The organism is Paenarthrobacter sp. E2MeOHC11 (assembly GCF_058744955.1).
Window position 1 is genome coordinate 3,924,535 of the sequence record NZ_CP196673.1, and the last position, 18,855, is coordinate 3,943,389.

20 protein-coding genes, 1 other RNA gene and 1 riboswitch are annotated in these 18,855 nt (G+C 61.7%); of the genes, 15 read left to right on the forward strand and 6 right to left on the reverse strand.

The genetic code is table 11. From position 1 onward, the window contains the following. Nucleotides 1-131 precede the first annotated feature (131 nt). The 14 genes from ACSSVG_RS18225 to ACSSVG_RS18290 all read left to right on the forward strand — a co-directional run bounded on the left by ACSSVG_RS18225 (nt 132) and on the right by ACSSVG_RS18290 (nt 11,582). On the forward strand, nt 132-1,355 hold the full coding sequence (locus ACSSVG_RS18225; protein ID WP_231338233.1) for a TadA family conjugal transfer-associated ATPase: 1,224 nt from the start codon (nt 132-134) through the stop codon (nt 1,353-1,355). Further along, on the forward strand, nt 1,355-2,209 hold the full coding sequence (locus ACSSVG_RS18230; RefSeq protein WP_231338244.1) for a type II secretion system F family protein: 855 nt from the start codon (nt 1,355-1,357) through the stop codon (nt 2,207-2,209). The genes ACSSVG_RS18225 and ACSSVG_RS18230 overlap by 1 nt, the downstream gene beginning before the upstream one ends. Beyond that, the gene (locus ACSSVG_RS18235; protein WP_231338263.1) at nt 2,206-3,147 is read left to right on the forward strand and encodes a type II secretion system F family protein; all 942 of its coding nucleotides are present in this window, start codon (nt 2,206-2,208) and stop codon (nt 3,145-3,147) included. The genes ACSSVG_RS18230 and ACSSVG_RS18235 overlap by 4 nt, the downstream gene beginning before the upstream one ends. Nucleotides 3,148-3,215: 68 nt before the next feature. Further along, the gene (locus tag ACSSVG_RS18240; RefSeq protein ID WP_231338305.1) at nt 3,216-3,455 is read left to right on the forward strand and encodes a hypothetical protein; all 240 of its coding nucleotides are present in this window, start codon (nt 3,216-3,218) and stop codon (nt 3,453-3,455) included. 39 nt (nt 3,456-3,494) lie between these two features. Beyond that, nucleotides 3,495-3,884, forward strand: a complete 390-nt coding sequence (locus ACSSVG_RS18245) for a TadE/TadG family type IV pilus assembly protein (protein WP_231338303.1) — start codon at nt 3,495-3,497, stop codon at nt 3,882-3,884. After that, nucleotides 3,865-4,401, forward strand: a complete 537-nt coding sequence (locus ACSSVG_RS18250) for a hypothetical protein (RefSeq protein ID WP_231338278.1) — start codon at nt 3,865-3,867, stop codon at nt 4,399-4,401. The genes ACSSVG_RS18245 and ACSSVG_RS18250 overlap by 20 nt, the downstream gene beginning before the upstream one ends. Beyond that, the gene (locus tag ACSSVG_RS18255) at nt 4,398-4,871 is read left to right on the forward strand and encodes a pilus assembly protein TadG-related protein (RefSeq protein WP_231338279.1); all 474 of its coding nucleotides are present in this window, start codon (nt 4,398-4,400) and stop codon (nt 4,869-4,871) included. Before ACSSVG_RS18250 ends, ACSSVG_RS18255 begins: the two co-directional genes overlap by 4 nt. A 65-nt stretch (nt 4,872-4,936) precedes the next feature. Continuing rightward, complete coding sequence (gene prfB, locus ACSSVG_RS18260) at nt 4,937-6,055, forward strand: peptide chain release factor 2 (RefSeq protein ID WP_231338280.1); 1,119 nt, start codon at nt 4,937-4,939, stop codon at nt 6,053-6,055. A gap of 190 nt (nt 6,056-6,245) precedes the next feature. After that, the gene (gene ftsE, locus ACSSVG_RS18265) at nt 6,246-7,010 is read left to right on the forward strand and encodes a cell division ATP-binding protein FtsE (protein ID WP_231338281.1); all 765 of its coding nucleotides are present in this window, start codon (nt 6,246-6,248) and stop codon (nt 7,008-7,010) included. Next, entirely contained in the window at nt 7,007-7,921 is a 915-nt protein-coding gene (gene ftsX, locus ACSSVG_RS18270; RefSeq protein ID WP_159707478.1) for a permease-like cell division protein FtsX, read from the forward strand. Before ftsE ends, ftsX begins: the two co-directional genes overlap by 4 nt. A gap of 57 nt (nt 7,922-7,978) precedes the next feature. Further along, nucleotides 7,979-9,394, forward strand: a complete 1,416-nt coding sequence (locus tag ACSSVG_RS18275; protein WP_231338282.1) for a M23 family metallopeptidase — start codon at nt 7,979-7,981, stop codon at nt 9,392-9,394. A 74-nt stretch (nt 9,395-9,468) separates the two neighbouring features. Next, nucleotides 9,469-9,939: an SsrA-binding protein SmpB gene (smpB, locus tag ACSSVG_RS18280; RefSeq protein ID WP_026540087.1), complete on the forward strand. Its 471-nt coding sequence runs from the start codon at nt 9,469-9,471 to the stop codon at nt 9,937-9,939. A gap of 113 nt (nt 9,940-10,052) precedes the next feature. After that, nucleotides 10,053-10,421: a transfer-messenger RNA gene (ssrA, locus tag ACSSVG_RS18285) on the forward strand. A 177-nt stretch (nt 10,422-10,598) separates the two neighbouring features. Next, nucleotides 10,599-11,582 (forward strand): S1C family serine protease, encoded by a 984-nt coding sequence (locus ACSSVG_RS18290; protein WP_492415811.1) that lies wholly within the window; start codon nt 10,599-10,601, stop codon nt 11,580-11,582. Nucleotides 11,583-11,589: 7 nt separating this feature from the next. Here the strand turns inward: ACSSVG_RS18290 and ACSSVG_RS18295 are convergent, their stop codons facing one another. Continuing rightward, nucleotides 11,590-11,964: a hypothetical protein gene (locus ACSSVG_RS18295; protein WP_231338284.1), complete on the reverse strand. Its 375-nt coding sequence runs from the start codon at nt 11,962-11,964 to the stop codon at nt 11,590-11,592. 37 nt (nt 11,965-12,001) lie between these two features. On the opposite strand from ACSSVG_RS18295, the gene ACSSVG_RS18300 reads away from it, so the two are divergent. Beyond that, the gene (locus tag ACSSVG_RS18300; RefSeq protein WP_231338285.1) at nt 12,002-13,450 is read left to right on the forward strand and encodes an MFS transporter; all 1,449 of its coding nucleotides are present in this window, start codon (nt 12,002-12,004) and stop codon (nt 13,448-13,450) included. An 18-nt stretch (nt 13,451-13,468) separates the two neighbouring features. Here ACSSVG_RS18300 and ACSSVG_RS18305 read toward each other — a convergent pair whose 3' ends face one another. From ACSSVG_RS18305 to rsgA, 5 genes are all read right to left on the reverse strand, one after another. Then, the gene (locus ACSSVG_RS18305; protein WP_231338286.1) at nt 13,469-14,182 is read right to left on the reverse strand and encodes a metal-dependent transcriptional regulator; all 714 of its coding nucleotides are present in this window, start codon (nt 14,180-14,182) and stop codon (nt 13,469-13,471) included. 9 nt (nt 14,183-14,191) lie between these two features. Further along, nucleotides 14,192-15,016, reverse strand: coding sequence for a class I SAM-dependent methyltransferase (locus tag ACSSVG_RS18310; protein ID WP_492419245.1), 825 nt, complete (start codon nt 15,014-15,016; stop codon nt 14,192-14,194). A 114-nt stretch (nt 15,017-15,130) separates the two neighbouring features. Further along, nucleotides 15,131-16,540 carry an aminotransferase class V-fold PLP-dependent enzyme gene (locus ACSSVG_RS18315; RefSeq protein WP_231338287.1) on the reverse strand — a complete coding sequence of 470 codons (1,410 nt, stop codon included), beginning with the start codon at nt 16,538-16,540 and terminating at the stop codon, nt 15,131-15,133. A gap of 32 nt (nt 16,541-16,572) precedes the next feature. Continuing rightward, nucleotides 16,573-16,686: riboswitch (SAM riboswitch) on the reverse strand. Between the two features lie 185 nt (nt 16,687-16,871). Next, nucleotides 16,872-17,684 (reverse strand): histidinol-phosphatase, encoded by an 813-nt coding sequence (gene hisN, locus ACSSVG_RS18320; protein ID WP_231338288.1) that lies wholly within the window; start codon nt 17,682-17,684, stop codon nt 16,872-16,874. 54 nt (nt 17,685-17,738) lie between these two features. Continuing rightward, nucleotides 17,739-18,854, reverse strand: a complete 1,116-nt coding sequence (gene rsgA / locus ACSSVG_RS18325; protein ID WP_492415812.1) for a ribosome small subunit-dependent GTPase A — start codon at nt 18,852-18,854, stop codon at nt 17,739-17,741. Nucleotide 18,855 lies beyond the last annotated feature (1 nt).

Below are 18,855 nucleotides of genomic sequence, written 5' to 3' on the forward strand. Positions count from 1 at the left end.
CTCACGTGGCTGGTGTTCCTAAGTTATCCACATGCCATGCCAGGTGACTTGAGGGCGGGTGATGGCTCCCTTAGCGTGAATGACTCGAGATATGCCTCTCGTTTACGGGCTCGGGATCGTTTGGGGAAGATGTGGATGCTGTAAGGATCGTCGAAGGTGAAGTCCGCGAGCTCATTCGACGTCGCGGGCTGGATCCCCTCGAGCAGGCCGCGGATGTCAGACGGCTTGTGGAAGCAGCAGTCAACGACTACGACGAACGGGCGCTCCTGGGACCGCTTCCTCCCCTGGGGCACCTTGATGCAGCCAGAAGGCACATCTTCGATGCCGTTGCCGGGTTCGGGCCGCTGCAGCCACTCCTGGATGATGCCGCGGTGGAAGAGGTGTGGATCAACGCGCCCCACGAGGTCTACGTTGCCCGCAATGGTGAATCCGAACTGACCGCCATCAGCCTCAACGAGCAGCAGGTTCGTGACCTCGTGGAACGGATGCTCAAGAGCTCCGGGCGCCGGCTTGACCTGTCTTCACCATTCGTTGACGCCGCGCTTCCGGACGGTTCCAGACTGCACGTAGCCATACCTGACATCACCCGGAAGCATTGGGCTGTCAACATCAGGAAGTTCATCGCACGGGCGAGCCGACTTGAGCACTTGGTGGAGCTTGGAAGCTTGACGCCACAAGCCGCGCGGTTTCTGGGAGCTTCAGTGGCCAGCGGGCTCAACATATTGGTCTCGGGTGCTACCCAAGCGGGGAAGACCACTATGTTGAACTGCCTTGCCGCCCACATTGGTTCCCGTGAACGAGTCATTACTGTGGAGGAAATCTTCGAACTGCAACTACCCCTGCGCGACGTGGTCGGGTTGCAGTGCCGCCAACCCAACTTGGAAGGGGAAGGTGAAATACCGCTTAGGCGGTTGGTCAAGGAGGCCCTTCGAATGCGGCCGGACCGTCTGGTAGTGGGCGAGGTGCGGGAGGCGGAAAGCCTTGACATGCTCATTGCCCTTAACTCGGGCTTGCCAGGCATGTGCACTGTCCACGCCAATTCCGCACATGACGCGGTCACCAAGATCTGCACGCTCCCGCTACTGGCGGGGGCCAATATTTCCAGTGCTTTCGTGGTGCCCACGGTGGCGTCCTGCATTGACCTGGTAGTGCACTGCAGCCGCCATTCCACGGGGCGTAGACAGGTGACCGAAATCCTCTCCCTCGGGCGAAGGGTGGAGAACGGCGTCATCGAGTCCTCAGGCGTGTTCGGGATGGTCGCCGGTCAATTGCAGCCGCGGGCCAACTCCATGCCTGCCGCGGAGAAGTTTTCCCGCGCGGGCTTCGATGTCGCCGCGCTTCTGGAGTTGAACTGATGGCGCCACTTCTCGGTATTCTTTTCGGTCTTGGTGTCTTTCTGGTGTGGTGGTCCGCATGGGTGCAGCCGCCGGTGGAAGCCAAAGAGCCAAGGCCCCGACGCTTGGACCTGCTGCTCATGTCGGCTGGAATTGAGAAGGTAACGGGTGGGGGACTTCTTCTCACCTGCGCGGGCTTCGGCCTTTTGACACTGCTCGTGTTCTTCGTTGTCACTGGATCGCCCCCGGTGGCCGTGTGCTTTGCGATATTCGGTTCATGGATTCCCTTTGCTGCAGTCCGTTGGCGTGCAAGAAAGCGCCGGGCAGCACTTCGGCTGCTGTGGCCGGATGTCGTAGACCACCTGCGCTCAGCCATACGGGCCGGTCTGGCACTGCCGGAGGCGCTCATTCAATTGGGGCATAAGGGGCCCGAAGAGCTTCGGGTATTATTCTTGGATTTCGGGGCCGATTACAGGTCTGGTGGCCACTTTGAAGCCGCGCTGAATCGGCTCAAGGATCGACTGGCTGATCCCGTGGCAGACCGCATTATCGAGGCATTGAGAATGACCCGCGAAGTGGGTGGCTCAGACCTCGGACGGATGTTGGGCATCCTCTCTGAGTTCCTCAGGGACAGTGCCCGCACCCGTAGTGAGCTTGAGGCGCGGCAGTCATGGACCATTAACGCCGCGCGACTGGCTGTTGCCGCACCTTGGATAGTGCTGGTTGTCATGGCCAGCCGTCCCGAAGCAATGCTTGCCTATAACTCTGGTGTGGGAGCAATGGTGTTGCTGGGAGGGCTCCTGGTCTCGGTCTTCTGCTATTCCGTGATGCTGCGCGTGGGTGCATTGCCCGAAGACGAGCGTGTTCTTCGATGAGCACGTCGTTGGCCTTCGCCGTGCTCTGCGGATTGCTTCTGGGGTCGGGTTGTTGGCTCGTCCTGGTGCGGCTGCCTTTCATGCGTGCGACCACATTTTCGGAACGTATCGAGCCCCAGTTGAAGTCCCGCAATCTTGAGTCACGCCTCCTGCGGAAACCAACTTCCAATCTCACGCCGTTCGGGCCGCTGGAGCGGATTCTCCGCCCGATCATCGGTGACGCTGTCACGTACTTGTCCCGCTTCAATCCGGGGTCGGCTGCGCTGGTAAAGAGAATGGCCCGCGCCGGTTCAACAAAGTCCACGCTGGATTTCAGGGCCGAGCAGCTGATGTGCGCCGGTGTTGGTTTTGTGCTCATGGTGCTCGTCGTCGCGGTCAGCGCCGCGGCTGGCCAATTCAGCCCTGCATTCGCGTTGGTTTCAGTCGTCGCAGGTTCCGTGGGTGGCTACTTGCTCCGCGACTACCTACTGGGCCAGCGGATCAAACGGCGTGAATCAGCAATGCTGGCCGAGTTTCCCAGTCTCGCGGAGTTGATGGCGCTCGCAGTCGCGGCAGGGGAGAGCGCGATGGGCGCCATGGACAGAGTCAGCCGCAGTTCCCACGGTGAACTTTCGGCGGAATTTGACATCGTCCTTGCCGACACCCGGTCCGGGAAGCCCCTCTCAGAGGCACTCCAAGCCTTCTCTTCAAGGTCGGAGTTGCCTCCCTTGGTCAGGTTCTTTGACGGTCTTGTGGTCGCCGTCGAACGGGGGACACCGCTGGCAGATGTCCTCCGGGCACAGGCTGCAGATGTCCGCGATGCCGCAAAGCGTGACCTCATGGAGTCCGCCGGCAGAAAAGAGATTGCCATGATGGTGCCCCTGGTTTTTGGAGTGCTGCCACTCACGGTCGTTTTTGCCGCGTTCCCGGCCGTTGCAGCTTTGGAAATGAGTCTTTAGGGCGTCCACAACAGAATCTGACCAACTCACGATGAATCCGCTGACCGCACTACTCGAATTGGAAAACCATGAAGCAAATTGCAAGATTACTGTCCACCTCATCGATCATGATCCTTGGCTGCGGCTCGTGGCTCATGACGATCAATATGAGAGGGATGCCCCGTCGCGAAGACCGTGATCGCGGCGACGTCCCAGGTTGGGTCATGATCACACTGATGTCGGCCGTGCTGGTAGCCGGGCTTCTTGCCCTTGCCACGCCGGCACTGAGGGGCATGTTCGAGCAGGCAATGAGCAAGGTAGGCAAGTAGGGAATGCGGTGTACCAGCACCGCGGTTGCGTCGCCCGCCATGGGTGAGCGGCAGGGAGCTGCCGAGGAGCGCGGGTCAGCCATTGTGGACTTCGTCCTGGTAGGGGCGTTATTGACCGTTTTCTTTATGGCGATCGTCCAGCTCACGCTGGTGCTGCATATCAACAACACGCTCATTGATGCCGCAGCTTCCGGCGCGCGCTACGGAGCGCTGGCGGACCGCACCCAGGCGGATGCCCAAGCGCGGACTGCGCAGCTTATCCACGCGGCGTTGAACAGCGATTATTCCAAGGACATTTCCTGTTCCGAGGTCACAGTAGACGGCGTTCGTGCCTTGGAGGTGACGGTGAAGGCACCACTGCCGGTGGTCGGGCTCGTAGGTCCCGGTGGATTGCTGGAGGTGAAGGGGCATGCAGCACTCTCCGGATAAGCCAACCAAGAGAGTGCTGGACGCCTTCCTGCGGAGGCTGAGTGAGGCTCTGTGCCTGCCTGTCGAGGTGGTCGACGGGTTCGGGGACCGCAACCGGACTTGCCAGGCGCAAAAGGGCAGCGCCGTCGTGGAGTTTACTTTCCTGGCGGTGCTGCTCATGGTTCCGCTGGTCTACTTCGTAGTGACAGTAGGCCAGATCCAAGGCGGGTCGTTCGCGGTGGTCGGGGCTGCCGACCAGGCCGCCAAGGTCTTTGTGACCCGCACGGATGCCACGGGTGCAAGGGCTGCAGCTGAGGGCGCCGTCCTCCTGGCCGTTCGGGACTACGGTCATACAGCGAACCAAGCCAGCGTCGATATCGCATGCGATCGAGCGGACTGCTTGTCGGCAGGAGCAAGCGTCACAGTGACCGTGGGCCTGGATGTACCTCTGCCCATGCTGCCGTTCGCAGACTCTCTGCACTTGAACGCCGCCCGACTGAGTGCGTCGTCGACCCAGGTCGTGGGGCGTTACCAATGACATCGCTCCGGCGTCGCGGGTCCAGTCCTCCCGTCGGTGAACCACGCGAAGATGGCCAGATCGGTGTTCTCGTCATTGGCTACGTTGTGTTGGCGCTTCTTCTGGCCACCGTGGTTATGGCTGCTTCGGCGGTCTACTTGGAACATAAGAAGCTGCTGTCATTGGCGGACGGAGCAGCCCTGGCGGCCGCTGACTCTTTTCTGGTGGGGGATATTGGGGCAGGGAGCTTGCCCGCAACTTCGCTGATGGAAGAGCGCGTCAAGGCGACAGCAGGCTCCTACCTCACAGCCAACGGTGCCTTCGGGCGTCATGATCAGCTGGTTCTCACGGCCGGTACAGGAAGCGAACCCGGCGGTACGGCGGTGGTTGTTCTGGCAGCAGTCGCACATCCTCCGGTGGTCAGCTTCCTGTTGCCCGATGGGATCCTCGTTGAGGCCAGGTCCGTCGCCCGGTCTTCCTTGACCCAGTAATGGTCCGGCATGGCAACATGGGTGCCGTCGGGGGAGCGCGGTGAATAGCGTACGCTGGGATGACCATGGCTGAGATAGATTTTCCCGCAGAAATCCGCGCACTTCGCGCAACTTACAGCTCCATCGAGAACGTCACTGATGTTGATGCCCTCAAGGCGGAGATCGCTGAACTGAGCGAGCAAGCCGGCGCTCCGGACCTCTGGGACGACCCCGCTTCGGCCCAGGTGGTCACGTCGCGGCTGTCCCACAGACAGTCGGAAGTTGAGCGCCTTTCCAAGCTTGCCTCCAGGATTGACGACCTCGAAGTCCTGGTGGAACTCGGCCAGGACGAGGGCGACGAAGACTCCATGGCGGAAGCTGCGAAGGAACTGTCGTCAATACGCAAAGCCCTGGCGGAACTCGAAATCACCACACTGTTGTCAGGTGAGTACGACGAACGCGAAGCCGTAGTTACCATCCGAGCCGGGGCCGGCGGCGTTGACGCTGCCGATTTCGCCGAGATGCTCATGAGGATGTACCTGCGTTGGGCCGAACGCCATGGCTACCCCACCACCGTGATGGACACCTCCTATGCGGAAGAAGCAGGCCTGAAGTCCGCTACTTTCGAAGTCAAGGCACCTTATGCCTTCGGTACGTTGAGTGTTGAGGCAGGTACCCACCGGCTGGTCCGTATCAGCCCGTTCGACAACCAAGGACGCCGGCAGACATCCTTCGCTGCCGTCGAGGTTATCCCGCTGATCGAACAGACCGATTCAATTGAGATTCCCGACAACGAAATCCGCGTTGACGTCTTCCGCTCGTCGGGCCCCGGCGGCCAGTCGGTCAACACCACTGACTCAGCTGTGCGGTTGACTCACATTCCCACGGGCATCGTGGTCTCGATGCAGAATGAAAAGTCACAGCTTCAGAACCGGGCCGCTGCCATGCGTGTGCTTCAGTCCCGGTTGCTGCTGGTTAAGAAGGAACAACAGGACGCTGAAAAGAAGGCACTGGCCGGAGACGTCAAGGCGTCCTGGGGTGACCAGATGCGGTCGTACGTTCTTAATCCGTACCAGATGGTCAAGGACCTGCGTACAGAACACGAAGTGGGCAACACCTCGGCAGTGCTGGACGGCGATATCGATGACTTCATTGACGCCGGCATCCGTTGGCGCACGGGCAATCGTAACGCTGCTGCCAACTAAGACCCCGAAAGGCGGGGTCCGGTTCGGACTGACCCTCGGGATTCTGCGACACGCCCCCCAAAGGCCCGGAAACCCGGTCCGTCCGTGCGTATAGTCGAGTGGCCGGTGCTCTCACTTCCCCCATCGAAAGCCCGTGCTCCGGCTGTTGGACTGGGCGACTATGTCATGTCCGGCGGGGTTCTAAAGGGCCATGATCAGATTTGAGAATGTCACCAAGGTCTACGAGCAGAATGCCCGACCGGCGCTCGACTCTGTCAGCCTTGAGATCAACCGCGGCGAATTCACCTTCCTGGTGGGCGCTTCGGGCTCAGGAAAGTCAACCTTTCTGCGACTGATCCTGAAGGAAGACAAAGCCTATTCCGGATCCGTGTATGTTGCCGGCCAGAATGTTGCCAACATTTCGAGCTGGCGCGTCCCCAAGCTCCGGCGCGGCATCGGGGTTGTTTTCCAGGACTTCCGCCTCCTTCCGCAAAAGAACGTGTTCGCCAACGTTGCCTTCGCCATGCAGGTCATCGGCAAGAGCCGCTCAATCATTCGCGAAACAGTTCCTGAGGTCCTGAAAACTGTGGGCTTGGAGGGCAAGGAACGCCGCATGCCCCACGAACTCTCCGGCGGCGAGCAGCAACGCGTGGCGATCGCCCGCGCCGTCGTAAACCGTCCCGGCATCCTGCTGGCGGACGAGCCGACGGGAAACCTGGACCCCATTACGTCGATGGGAATCATGGGAGTCCTGGACAAGATCAACCAGAACGGCACCACGGTAGTCATGGCAACCCACGACGACGACATCGTCAATGAAATGCGCCGCCGCGTGGTGGAGCTCAAGAATGGCAAGGTCATTCGAGACGAAGCCAAGGCCCTATACACGTCGATGATTCCGGTGGTTGGCGAATCGCGTCGGCTGCGGGACGCCAGCGGTGAGGAACTCGACCGTGCACAGGGGGCACAGCTGTGAGGCTTTTGTTTATCCTGGGGGAAATCGGCAGCGGTCTGCGCAGGAATCTCTCCATGGTGATTTCCGTGGTGCTGGTGACGTTCGTTTCCCTGACCTTCGTGGGTGCCGCCGGAATGCTGCAAATGCAGATCAACCAGATGAAGGGCTACTGGTACGACAAAGTCCAGGTGGCCGTCTTCCTCTGCAACGACGGTTCGACGGCGGTTGGTTGCGCTTCGGGTCCGGCCACCAAGGAACAGCAAGCCAACCTTCAGGCGATGCTGGAGTCGCCGGCGGTCAAGCAATACATCAACGATTTCCAGTTCGAATCCCAGGCCGAGGCATACACCCACTTCAAGGAACAGTTCTCCAATTCACCGATTGTGGATTCGGTCTCTGAGGACCAACTGCCGGCATCCTTCCGGATCAACATGAAGAACCCTGAGAAATACCAGATCATCAGCGAGACGTTCTCTTCCCAGCCGGGAGTCGAGACGGTCAGCGACCAGAGGCAGGTTCTGGAACGCATCTTCTCCTGGATGAACGGGGCGTCCGTTGCGGCGATGGGTGTGGCCGTGGTGATGATCTTCTGCGCGGTATTGCTCATCACCACCACCATCCGTCTCTCGGCCTTCAGCCGACGGCGGGAAACCGGAATCATGCGGTTGGTGGGCGCCTCCAAGACGGTTATCCAACTGCCCTTCATCCTGGAAGGTGTCATCGCAGCTGTTGTGGGGGCGGTGTTGGCTTCGGTCACGCTATGGCTGATGGCGCACTTCTGGCTCAACGGCGACTTGTCCACGCAGTTCCTCAACACACCGTTCATTTCCTCCACCCAAGTGCTGGTGATTGCACCGGTGCTGATCGCCCTTGGCGCTGGCCTTGCCGGGATATCCTCGCTTTTGACGCTCCGGCGTTACCTGAAGGTCTAACGCAATGAAAACTCTGACTCGATTGACAATCATGATCACGACGGAAAAGGACTCCTGATGACCACGTTGGACCCGACATCCCTGCGTCGGCGCCTTGCGTCGGGCAATGCTCGGATTTTAGGTGCAGTCCTTGCTGTGGGTCTGGCTGTCAGTCTCTTGTCGGGCGCTCCCGCGGCGCAGGCCGACAACCTTGAAGACCAACAGGCTGCACTCGAAGCAGAAGCTGCCCGCGTCCAGGCGTCCCTCGAATTTGTGGACGCCAACATCGCCAAGGCCGCCGGCGACCTCGTGATCTACCAAGGCCGCCTTCCAGGGGCGCAGCAGGCCCTGCTTGAGGCCCAAGGCAGGGTGGCCAGTGCGGTCAAGGAAGTCGAGGCATTGGCGGCGAGGGTTGAACTTGCCCAGCAGAACAAGGCCAAGATCACCGAGCAGCTGGAAAGTGATAAGCAGAAAATCACCGACACCAAGAAGCTGATCGGCCAGATCGCGTCACAGGCTTATAAATCCGGTGGCGTCCCGACCAATATTGCCCTTCTGTTCGGGTCCAGCGAGTCCGGCAACCTGACGGAATCCATGGATTTGGCAGACCAGGCCATGCGGAGCCAGAACGCAGCGATGACCAAGCTGACCCAGCAGAACGCCACCAACGTGAACTCGCAGGCGAGGCTGGTAGCTGTCGAAGAGGAGATCCAGGACCTCAAGGCGAAAGCGGATGCTGCGCTGGAACGCGAAAAATCGGCAAGGGACGAGGCTGCGAGCAAGAAAGCCGAAGTCGACAAGCTGATCGAAGACACCACCCGCCTCAACGGGCAACTTCAGGCGGCCAAGCCCGGCATTGAAGCGAACCTTGCCAGGGTGAAGGCCGAACAGGACACCGTTGCTGCCGAGATCGTGGAACGGGACAGGAAACTCAGGGAAGCCTGGGAAGCAGAGCAACGGCGTCTTGCCGAAGAAGCTGCTGCTGCCGCTGCGGCCGCAGCGGCAGCACAGGGGCGGCCTGCGCCTCCGGAGCAGCCCTATGTTCCTCCGGCTGCGGGTTCGCCCTCTGCCTTTGGATTGCGTCACCCGTTCGCAAGCTATGTGCCTATCACCTCTGGATTCGGCTGGCGCGCAACCCCGCCGGGCACCATCGACTTCTACGGTACTGGTGGCTACATGCACACCGGCATCGACTTCGGTGCGGCATGCGGCACACCCGTCTATGCGGCAGCTGCAGGCGAAGTCTTCAACTCAGGCTGGAACTCGGCCGACGGAGGGGGCTGGCGAGTAAAGCTGTCTCACGGTGTTGTCCAAGGGAACTCACTGACCACGATTTACTACCACAACAGCAGCATCGTGGTGGCGAATGGCCAGCGGGTCTCTGCAGGCCAGCTCATCGCATACTCGGGAAGCACCGGTAACTCGACCGGCTGCCACGCGCACTTCGAAACGTGGCTGAACGGCTCCGCAGTGGATCCCATGAACCTTCTCTAGCGTGGGGCCAGCGCGGGGGCCTCGTCGTGCTGGCGTACACTAGTTGAAATCCGCAACTAACAAGGAGTTCTACCGTGCCCAAGGAAAGTGGCCGTAAGGTAGTGGCCACCAATCGGAAGGCCCGGCATAACTACCATGTCCTGGACACCTATGAGGCTGGCATCGCGCTCATGGGGACAGAAGTGAAGTCCCTCCGTGAGGGCCACGCCTCCATGGTGGACGGCTTCTGCACCTTCTACAACGACGAGTTGTGGATGGAGGGTATCCACATCCCTGAGTATCACCAAGGGAGCTGGACCAACCATGCAGCACGCCGGCGTCGTAAGCTTTTGCTGCACCGCGAAGAGCTGGACAAGATCTCGCAAAAGATCCGCGAGTCCGGATTCACTGTGGTGCCGCTGCAGCTGTACTTCCTTGACGGCAGGGCCAAGGTGGAAATCGCCATCGCCCGGGGTAAGAAGGACTACGACAAGCGCCAAACGTTGCGTGAGCAACAGGACAAGCGTGAATCACTGCGTGAGCTGCGGGAACGCAACCGCCGGTAGGCGCCACGCCAATCGCGTCCGGGGAATGTTCCAACGGATGAATGCGTTATGATGGGTAGTCCGACGGGAACTCGACATGATCGATGTGCCGGTCGGGTTTGGTAACAAAATACGGGGATGATCGGTTTCGACGATGTTAGTCGCGACAGGTGAAGCGGGCCGAGGATGCAGAATTATCTCGTAAACGCTGTCTGCAAACCAATAAGTGCCGAATCTAAGCGCACTGACTTCGCTCTCGCTGCCTAAGCAGTAAGACAGTCCGTCAGCCCGGGGTTGCTATCGCCCCGGTTCCTGGCGTCATTTAGATAGCCACTGCTGTTTGCCTTCGTCATTGAGGTAAACGGGACTCTTAGATGACTGGGCCCGGATCAGCCACCTGTTCGCAGGATGGCTGGGGCCGAGAAAATCCGACGCGAACTGCGCCCGGAGAAGCCCTGACAAAACGACATCGGACGGGGGTTCAATTCCCCCCATCTCCACCCCGGAAAGCCCTCGGATCCTCGTGATCCGGGGGTTTTCTTTTGCCCGGGTGCTTGATGAATGCCAGGGGCGCTTAGGCGTTCACCCAGGGCGTACCGACCCCAGGACTACCGGAACCGGCTCAGCGGTTGAACAGGATAGGCGCCGAAACACGGTGGAGCGGTGGCAGGAGGCTTGTGATGAGTACTGAGCCGGAGTTCGAACTGGACGACCCTGATGACGGGCAGGCACTGGATGCCTACTCGAGGATCGTGATTCGCGTGGCCGAGTCAGTGACGCCGCATGTTGCCGCCATCGAGATGACCAGCACCGGACGACGGGGACAAATCCGCATGGGCAGCGGCTCGGCCGTTGTCTTCACCGGCGATGGGTACATGCTCACGAACGTCCACGTAGTGGCAGGAATCCGGTCCGGGCGGGCCGTGTTCGCCGATGGCAAGCACACCGATGTGGAGCTGGTTGGGGCAGATCCGTTGTCAGACCTCGCCGTGGTCCGGGGCGTGAAGTCCACTCCACCGCCAGCGTTGTTGGGCAATGCCGACACGCTGCGGGTTGGGCAGTTGGTCATCGCCGTGGGCAATCCCTTGGGCTTGGCCGGTTCGGTGACCGCGGGTGTGGTCAGCGGTCTTGGACGGTCCATCCCTGTCCGTGCGGGGGAACACAGGCGTGTCATTGAGGATGTCATACAAACGGACGCCGCCCTGAATCCCGGGAACTCCGGTGGTGCTTTGGCCGACACCAAGGGGCGTATCGTCGGCATCAACACCGCTGTGGCGGGGCTGGGCCTCGGGCTGGCAGTACCGATCAACACGACAACGCAGCGCATCGTCGCCTCCCTCCTGCGGGACGGCCGTGTTCGACGCGCCTACCTGGGTTTGGTGAGCACTCCGATTCCGCTTGATGCCAGTGCCGTAGTGAGGACGGGGCAGAAAGAGGGCCTGCGGGTGGTGGAGGTGATTCCCAACTCCCCAGCGGAGTGGTCCGGACTCCGAGCAGGGGACTTGGTGTTGCGCGCCCAGGGGCGGGCAGTGTCGAGCGCCGAGAGCCTTCAGAAGCTATTGTTCGAGGACGCCATCGGCGAACCCTTTCCGCTGACAGTGCTCAGGGAAGGAAAGGCCCTGCAGATCATCGCAGTGCCCTCAGAAATGAGCCAACAGCAATGAAGCCTGGCTAGGCCTGGTTCTCCGGAACGTCGACGACGCCGACGAAGCGGCTGCCCACACCTTCGTATTCGCTGCGCACTTCACCCAGGAAGAGCTTGGGAAGGTCGCTGTTCCGATGGGTGCCGCAGTAGACGAATGAAAAGTCAGGCCACCATTTCTTGGGGCGGACGGCCTCGGAGTAGCCACACACGGCACAGGTCAGATGGACCCAGACTGGTCGTTTGCCGGTTCGGTTGGCACGCGACTGAACCAGCCACGCCGGGGGGTTGTCCTGCATTTCGCGGAGTTCGGCCTCTGAAAGCCGGGACGGAATACCGTGGCGTTGGGCCATTTCCATCGAAATATCAAGGGCCAATGCGGCATCACGTCTGCTAATCACCATTCAACGATACGGGACTTCCCGGGCGTAGGCTGTGCTCATGACTGACGCAGCGGCCCTGCTACCCAGTACTCCGCTCCAAAGGCGCGTGCTGGTGGTGGCAATTGTGGCTTCGTTCATCGCCATACTTGATGGATTTGTGGTGAATCTCGCACTCCCCGCCATAGGGCGCGAGCTGGGTGGAGGCTTGGTCATCCAGCAGTGGGTGGTGGATGCGTATCTGCTGACGTTGGGTGCACTGATACTGGTGGCCGGTTCGCTGTCCGACCATTTCGGCAGGGCACGGATCCTCGAATGGGGCCTCGCGGGCTTCGCAGCGACATCGGTGTTGTGCGGGCTGGCCTGGACCGGCGAAGTTCTGGTGGTGTCGAGGGCGCTTCAGGGAATTGCCGGTGCCTTGTTGGTTCCGAGTTCGCTCGCCATGATCATCACGTCCTTCTCCGGACCTGCGCAATCCAAGGCCATCGGCCAGTGGTCCGGTTGGACCAGTGCTGCAGCCATCGTCGGGCCCCTGATCGGCGGGATGGCCGTGGACCTTCTCTCCTGGCGTGTCATCTTCTTCATCAACGTCGTTCCGGCTGTCGCCATCTGGCCGATGCTGGCCGGCCTCCGGGCGTCCGACGCAGCGAGGGACAAGAGCAAGCGCATTGACTACCTCGGGGCATTTCTGGCCATGGTGGGCCTCGGCGGCCCCGTATATGCCTTCATCGAGCAAGGCCGCATGGGCTGGGGAAGCATCCAGGTGTGGGTGCCCCTGGCGGTGGGCATTGTGGCCATGGCGCTCTTCCTGGTCCATGAGGCCCGGACGGCGGAGCCCATGCTGCCCCTCAGGCTTTTCGCCATCCGCAATTTTGCTTGGGGGAACCTTGCCACCCTTGCCATTTACGGTGGAATTTCCCTCGGATTCTTCGTACTGGGAATCTATCTGCAGCAAGTTGGCGGCATGGCAGCCACGATGGCGGGCATCGCCCTGCTCCCGGGTACCGTCATCCTCATGCTCAGTGCATCGTATTTTGGCGGCCTGGCCGGAAAATACGGCCCCCGCTGGTTCATGACCGTGGGTCCGCTGCTGTGCGCGGTGGGCTTCCTGCTGTCACTCTCAGTTCAGGAGCCACTGAACTATTGGACCCAGGTGCTCCCGGGACAGATCGTCTTCGGCTTGGGTTTGGCCACTCTCGTGGCGCCTCTCACGGCCGCCATTCTTGGTGCTGTCCCAACCGACGAAGCCGGGATCGGGTCTGCGGTGAACAACGCAGTGGCGCGCATCGCCGGGTTGATCACCATTGCCTTTGCAGGGCTGATCGTGGGCCCGGTCTTTACCCGGCAAGGGCTTTTCAACGCACTGGTGGTAACGGCGGGACTGTTCGTGCTGGGGGCAGTGGCATCCGCCGTCGGAATCCGGAACCCTCCAAAGGAGGCGGCGCCGGCCGCTGGCAGCGAACCGGATGCAGCGTCCGACGACGGCGGGGCGGTCGGGCTACCCAACTGACCTCATGCGGGGCTTCGGTCACAGGGCGGGCAGGACGCAACCTTCATGGACTTCAGCGCTCTGAACCCAAAGGGCAGACGCTACTTCATCGGCGAGATCGAACTCGCGGCCTTGGGCTCCGGTTCCGATCCTGACTACGAGTGCACCACCGAACGGTTTGCGTCCGACGACTTCAACCGGAGCGTCCAAGGAAATTTCTTCGGCTGCCAGGTACCTGAGGAGATCGGGGTTTTCATCGCTGATCCGGGTGATACGGCCGGAGTGGCCCTGGTCCAGTTCGATCATGCGGTAGGCGTGCGGCAATTCAACGGAGCCATCTGCCGAAGGAATGGGGTCCCCGTGCGGGTCCCTGGTGGGATGGCCAAGTTTGGCAGACATCCGCTCGATGAAGGTGTCTGACACCGCGTGCTCCAGCATCTCGGCTTCATCGTGGACCTCGTCCCAGCTGTACCCGAGTTCTTCCACCAAGTAACTCTCAATAAGGCGGTGTCGTCGGACCATGGAGAGGGCAAGGCGCATGCCTTCGGGAGTCAACCTGATGGCGCTGTAGGGCTGGTGGTCCACCAAGCCTTGGTCCTTTAGCTTGCGGACCATCTCAGACACTGACGAGTTGGCCACACCCAGGCGCTGGGCAAGCTGGGAGGACGTAATCGGCTTGTCTTGCCACTCCGTGTAGGAGTAGATGACCTTGACGTAGTCCTCGATCGAGGAGGAGGGCGTACTGGTCTTCACAACCCAAGCCTACCGTGGCAGGGCGCGGTGAACCTTGACCGCCCGCCAGGTTTGCGTCACGTAGGGCAACTGGACGGTCCCCCCTGGCGCGTGCGCAAGGTGGTGGTACAGATACCACTCGAGGTTTCCCATGACTTTCGCCCGCGTTGCTTCGTCGGCCCGGAGGTAGTAGCTGCGCGACTTGGTCAGCTCCATGATCTCTTCGGGCGTGGTGGGGTCCGCCCACGCCGTGAGGTGGCTCTGCAACCCGGCGAACTCCGGACCGATGGCAGGCCGGAAGCCAGGTTTGTGGACATCTCCGGCGTGCATGATGCGCGAAAGCCTGTGGACCCACGGAACCGACGTATCCAACTGGTTCCAGATCAGTCCCAGGATTCCCTGCGGGCGCAGGATCCGGGAGATTTCGGTGCTGGCGGGGAGGGAGTCGCACCAGTGCCAGGCCTGGGCAACGCTGACGACGTCGAATGCTGAGTCCGCCAGCCCAGTTGCCTCGGCCGTACCCTCCACTGCGCTGACCTGCGGATAGCTCTTCCGCAGTTGTTCCAACATGTCAGTGGAAGGATCGACGGCGGCCACCTCAAGTCCGCGTTCGAGGAGGAGGGCAGTGAACTTTCCGGTACCTGCTCCAATGTCCGCAGCTGTCTCTGCTCTATCGGGAAGGAGCCACGTCAGGGAGTCTGCGGGGTAGCCGGGCCGCACGCGATCATAGTGCTCACCGCCGTCTTGAAAGCTCTGGCCGAGTTCTTGCCGACGTTTGGCATGGAGTTTCGGACCGCGCGGTCCAGCCGGTCCGGGAATGCCGGGCTGTCCGTTTGATGGAGCCGGAGAACGCAATGCCACGCAAAGACTCCTTCACAGGGTCGCCAAAAATATACCCTACGAATTTACCGCAGCAGCGGGAGAGCTTGGATCTCGGGGTTAGCCGCGTCCCTGGTCCACGGTGGGGTTCTAGTCCACGGTGCAGGGAGCAGCGCCGGCAGTGCCGGGTGTGTTGGGAGCCCATTCCGGGTAGGTTCGGTGGTCATTGGCAGGTACCCAGCGGCCCTCGTCCACCACGTAGTCCCAACCCAGCCCGTTGCGCTTGAGTTCATCGATGCCTGCCAGCAGCCTCGTGGCGTCCTCCAACCGGGAGCCGACGCCAAAGCTGGCACGCAAGGAGCCTGAGGGCAGGCCGAGCCGCTTGAGCAGGGGGTGGGCGCAGAAGCGTCCGTCCCGGAGACCAACGCCGTGCTCCGCCGCCAGATACGCGGCGACCAACCCGGCGTCGAATCCTTCCACGGAGAAATTGACGACGCCAATGGTGTCTTCGGAGTCGCTGAAGATCCGGTGGACGGTCACGCCATCGATGGCCTCCAGGCCGTCCACCAGGTAGGAGCGGATGGCTGCTTCATGGGCGTGCCACGCCTCTTGGTCCAGTCCGGCGAGGACCTGCGTGGCGCGGGCGAGGGTTGCCGCACCCAGGACGTTGGGCGAGCCACCCTCGTGGCGGGCGGGACCGGTTGCCCAGCTGACGGAGTCCAGGCGGGCTTCACGGACGGCCCCGCCGCCGGCCAGGTGCGGCGTTCCGGCGTCGAGCCAATCCGGGCGACCAACCACGACACCAGCGCCGAACGGTGCGTACAGCTTGTGTCCGGAGAAGACGATGTAGTCGACGTCCGCCTCGGTGATGTTGATCCGGCGGTGCGGTGCGAGCTGGGCCGCGTCCACCACGATACGGGCGCCGTATTCGTGGGCCAGGGAAGCTAGTTGCGCGATGGGAAGGATTTCGCCGGTGACGTTCGAGGCACCTGTCACGGCAAGCAGGCTTACTCCGCCCTGGGCCAACTCCGTGCGGAGCCTGTCCAATGTTGCTGTCAAGGTAGACGCTGCGACGACGCTGCGGTGCGGGACACCCTGCCATGGAAGGAGGTTGGCGTGGTGTTCGATGTCCAAATACAGGACTTCGCCCGTCGGTAGGCTGTCAACCTGCGGGAGGCATCCCGCGAGAAGATTCAAGGAGTCGGTGGTGTTACGGGTGAAGATCACGGAGTCGTCGGGGCGTCCTCCGACGAATTCACGGACGATGTTCCGCGAATTTTCGTAGACAGACGTGCTGATTTGGGACGCATAACCCGCACCGCGGTGAACGCTCGCATAGTACGGCAGGACTTCGTTGAGGTATGCAGAAACGATGGTCAGGGCAGGCGCCGATGCTCCGTAATCGAGGTTGGCGTACCGAACGTGCCCGCCCTGGATCAGCGGAGCCTGTAACTCTGCACCCGTGACTGCGGAGAGCGGCCTTGAAGCGGCGGCAGCCTGCGCCGGGGTTTCTTCGGCAAGAGAAGGAATGATGTTTGAGTCGAACGTGACAGTGCTCATGGGACCTCACTCAAGAGGGACCCCCATAGGGGGATCCGCGCTTGCCGCATCCGTTCCGGACCGGCCGGGTCGTCACCCGGGGCACCCCACCGCGAATGGAGGGTTGCCGGCCAGCAAACCGGGGTTTAGCGCTGGCACTCGTGACCTGTAAAAAGGTTAGGGCACTGCCCGGGACCGCTCCAAAGCTGATTCGCATTGTTAAGCGCTTTGTTACGTCGGTGGCAGAATCAGGGCATCCGGCGAAGAAAAAACGACGGACACCCCCAAAAGGGGGAATCCGCCGTCGAAAATTCGGAAAACGCGCGCGACCGCGACCGCCCGCAACTGTGCCTCAGAGGAGGTCGTCCAGCCCCGGGTTGAGCCGTTTGAGGACCTCGGAGTGCAGGATCGAGTTGGTGGCCAGGGCGTTGCCGCCGAAGGGGCCGTCTTCGCCTTCCAAGGAAGTAAAACGGCCACCGGCCTCGGTAACGATCGGGACGAGTGCTGCCATGTCGTAGAGGTTCAACTCCGGCTCGCAGGCGATGTCCACGGCGCCTTCGGCCACCAGGCAGTAGGACCAGAAGTCACCGTAGGCTCGGGTTCGCCAGATGTCTTCGGTGAGCCCCATGAACTCGTCGAGGTTTCCTCGCTGCTTCCACCCGGACAGGCTTGAATACGACATCGAAGCGTCGGCCAACCGGGAAACGTTCGAGACCTTCAGGCGCGTAGCGGACGCGAGGGAGCGGCCCATGTAGGCGCCCATGTCCTTGGCCGCCCACCAGCGCTTGCCCAATGCCGGTGCGCTGACGACGCCGACAACAGGTTCTCCCTCGTCAACGAGGGCGATCAACGTTGCCCAGACCGGCACGCCGCGGACGAAGTTCTTGGTCCCGTCAATGGGATCTATGATCCAACGCCGTGAGCCATGGCCGCTGCTGCCAAACTCCTCGCCCAGGACGGCGTCCCTCGGCCGGGAGCGGGACAGCTGACCCCTGATTGCTTCCTCAGCGGCCTTGTCGGCATCGGTGACTGGTGTGAGGTCTGGCTTGGTTTCGATCTGCAGGTCCAGTGCCTTGAAGCGGTCCATGGTCTGGGCGTCGACTGAATCAGCGAGGACGTGGGCAAGGCGCAGGTCATCGTTGTAGGTGGAAACGGGATGGGTCATGCCACCAAACTATCCTGAATCATTAGCTGCGGTGGGGACGTGGCGCCGTAAGGATCAGTTGACGGTGCCCAGTTCCTTGGCCTCTTTGGCTTCAAGCCGGGGGTCCGCACCCAGCAGGCGGCGCAAGGAAGCCAGCCGGGCCACACCGGAGGGCCCTGCATGGCCTTCGTTCACCCAGGGATCCAGCCCGCAATTGATGGCTGTGGCGTCATGCTTGCAGCCACGCTCGCAGGCTTCCGTGCCGGGCTCAAGGTCAGGGAACGAATGCAGGATCCGGTCCGGATCCACGTGCGCAAGACCAAAGGAGCGGATGCCGGGGGTGTCGATGATCCAGCTGCCGGACGGGGCATCGGCAAGTTTCAGGGCCAAGGCAGACGACGAGGTATGCCGTCCACGGCCCGTCACGGCATTGACGCCGCCCGTGGCTCGTTCCGCCCCTGTCAAAGCATTGACCATGGTGGATTTGCCGACGCCTGAGTGGCCGAGCATGACGGTCACCTTGCCGCCGAGGTGGGAGCGCAGCTGGGCCACGGCGTCCCTGTCCAAACGTGCTGATAATCCGTCATCCGAACGCGCGTCAATACCGCTGGCTTCAGTGTCCGCTGTGCGGCTGATGATCACGGGGAAGTCCAGGCTGAGGTAGTTGGCGAGCAATTCCGCCGGATCCTTGACGTCCGCTTTGGTGATGAGCAGCAGCGGCTCTATGCCGGCGTCGTACGCTGCCACCAAGGCGCGGTCGATGAACCCGGTGCGCGGTTCGGGGTTGGCGGCAGCAACAACCACCACCAGCTGATCGGCGTTGGCCACAACCACCCGTTCGATGGGGTCAGTGTCGTCGGCGCTGCGACGCAGCAGGGTGCGGCGTTCTTCAACACGGACCAGCCTTGCAAGCGTGTCCGGGGCGCCGGAGACATCACCAACCAAGGCGACGAAATCGCCGGGGACCACGGGGTTCCGCCGCAGTTCACGGGCGCGGGCGGCGATAATGACGCGTTCATCCGCGGAATCTTCGTCCACAATGGCCCTGTAGCGCCCGCGGTCCACGGTGATGATCCGGCCAATAATGGCGTCATCATGGCTTGGCCGGTCCTTGGTCCGGGGCCTTGATCCTTTTTTGTTGGGGCGGATCCGGACGTCGGATTCGTCCCAGGAGCGTGCATCGCGGCCCATG

Excerpts from the sequence above, each read along its gene's own strand:
- ACSSVG_RS18230 (WP_231338244.1), top strand. The coding sequence starts at position 1,355 with ATGGCGCCACTTCTCGGTATTCTTTTCGGTCTTGGTGTCTTTCTGGTG.
- ACSSVG_RS18235 (WP_231338263.1), top strand. The coding sequence starts at position 2,206 with ATGAGCACGTCGTTGGCCTTCGCCGTGCTCTGCGGATTGCTTCTGGGG.
- ACSSVG_RS18240 (WP_231338305.1), top strand. The coding sequence starts at position 3,216 with ATGAAGCAAATTGCAAGATTACTGTCCACCTCATCGATCATGATCCTT.
- ACSSVG_RS18245 (WP_231338303.1), top strand. The coding sequence starts at position 3,495 with ATGGGTGAGCGGCAGGGAGCTGCCGAGGAGCGCGGGTCAGCCATTGTG.
- ACSSVG_RS18250 (WP_231338278.1), top strand. The coding sequence starts at position 3,865 with ATGCAGCACTCTCCGGATAAGCCAACCAAGAGAGTGCTGGACGCCTTC.
- ACSSVG_RS18255 (WP_231338279.1), top strand. The coding sequence starts at position 4,398 with ATGACATCGCTCCGGCGTCGCGGGTCCAGTCCTCCCGTCGGTGAACCA.
- prfB (WP_231338280.1), top strand. The coding sequence starts at position 4,937 with ATGGCTGAGATAGATTTTCCCGCAGAAATCCGCGCACTTCGCGCAACT.
- ftsE (WP_231338281.1), top strand. The coding sequence starts at position 6,246 with ATGATCAGATTTGAGAATGTCACCAAGGTCTACGAGCAGAATGCCCGA.
- ACSSVG_RS18275 (WP_231338282.1), top strand. The coding sequence starts at position 7,979 with ATGACCACGTTGGACCCGACATCCCTGCGTCGGCGCCTTGCGTCGGGC.
- ACSSVG_RS18290 (WP_492415811.1), top strand. The coding sequence starts at position 10,599 with ATGAGTACTGAGCCGGAGTTCGAACTGGACGACCCTGATGACGGGCAG.
- ACSSVG_RS18295 (WP_231338284.1), bottom strand. The coding sequence starts at position 11,964 with ATGGTGATTAGCAGACGTGATGCCGCATTGGCCCTTGATATTTCGATG.
- ACSSVG_RS18300 (WP_231338285.1), top strand. The coding sequence starts at position 12,002 with ATGACTGACGCAGCGGCCCTGCTACCCAGTACTCCGCTCCAAAGGCGC.
- ACSSVG_RS18315 (WP_231338287.1), bottom strand. The coding sequence starts at position 16,540 with ATGAGCACTGTCACGTTCGACTCAAACATCATTCCTTCTCTTGCCGAA.
- hisN (WP_231338288.1), bottom strand. The coding sequence starts at position 17,684 with ATGACCCATCCCGTTTCCACCTACAACGATGACCTGCGCCTTGCCCAC.
- rsgA (WP_492415812.1), bottom strand. The coding sequence starts at position 18,854 with ATGGGCCGCGATGCACGCTCCTGGGACGAATCCGACGTCCGGATCCGC.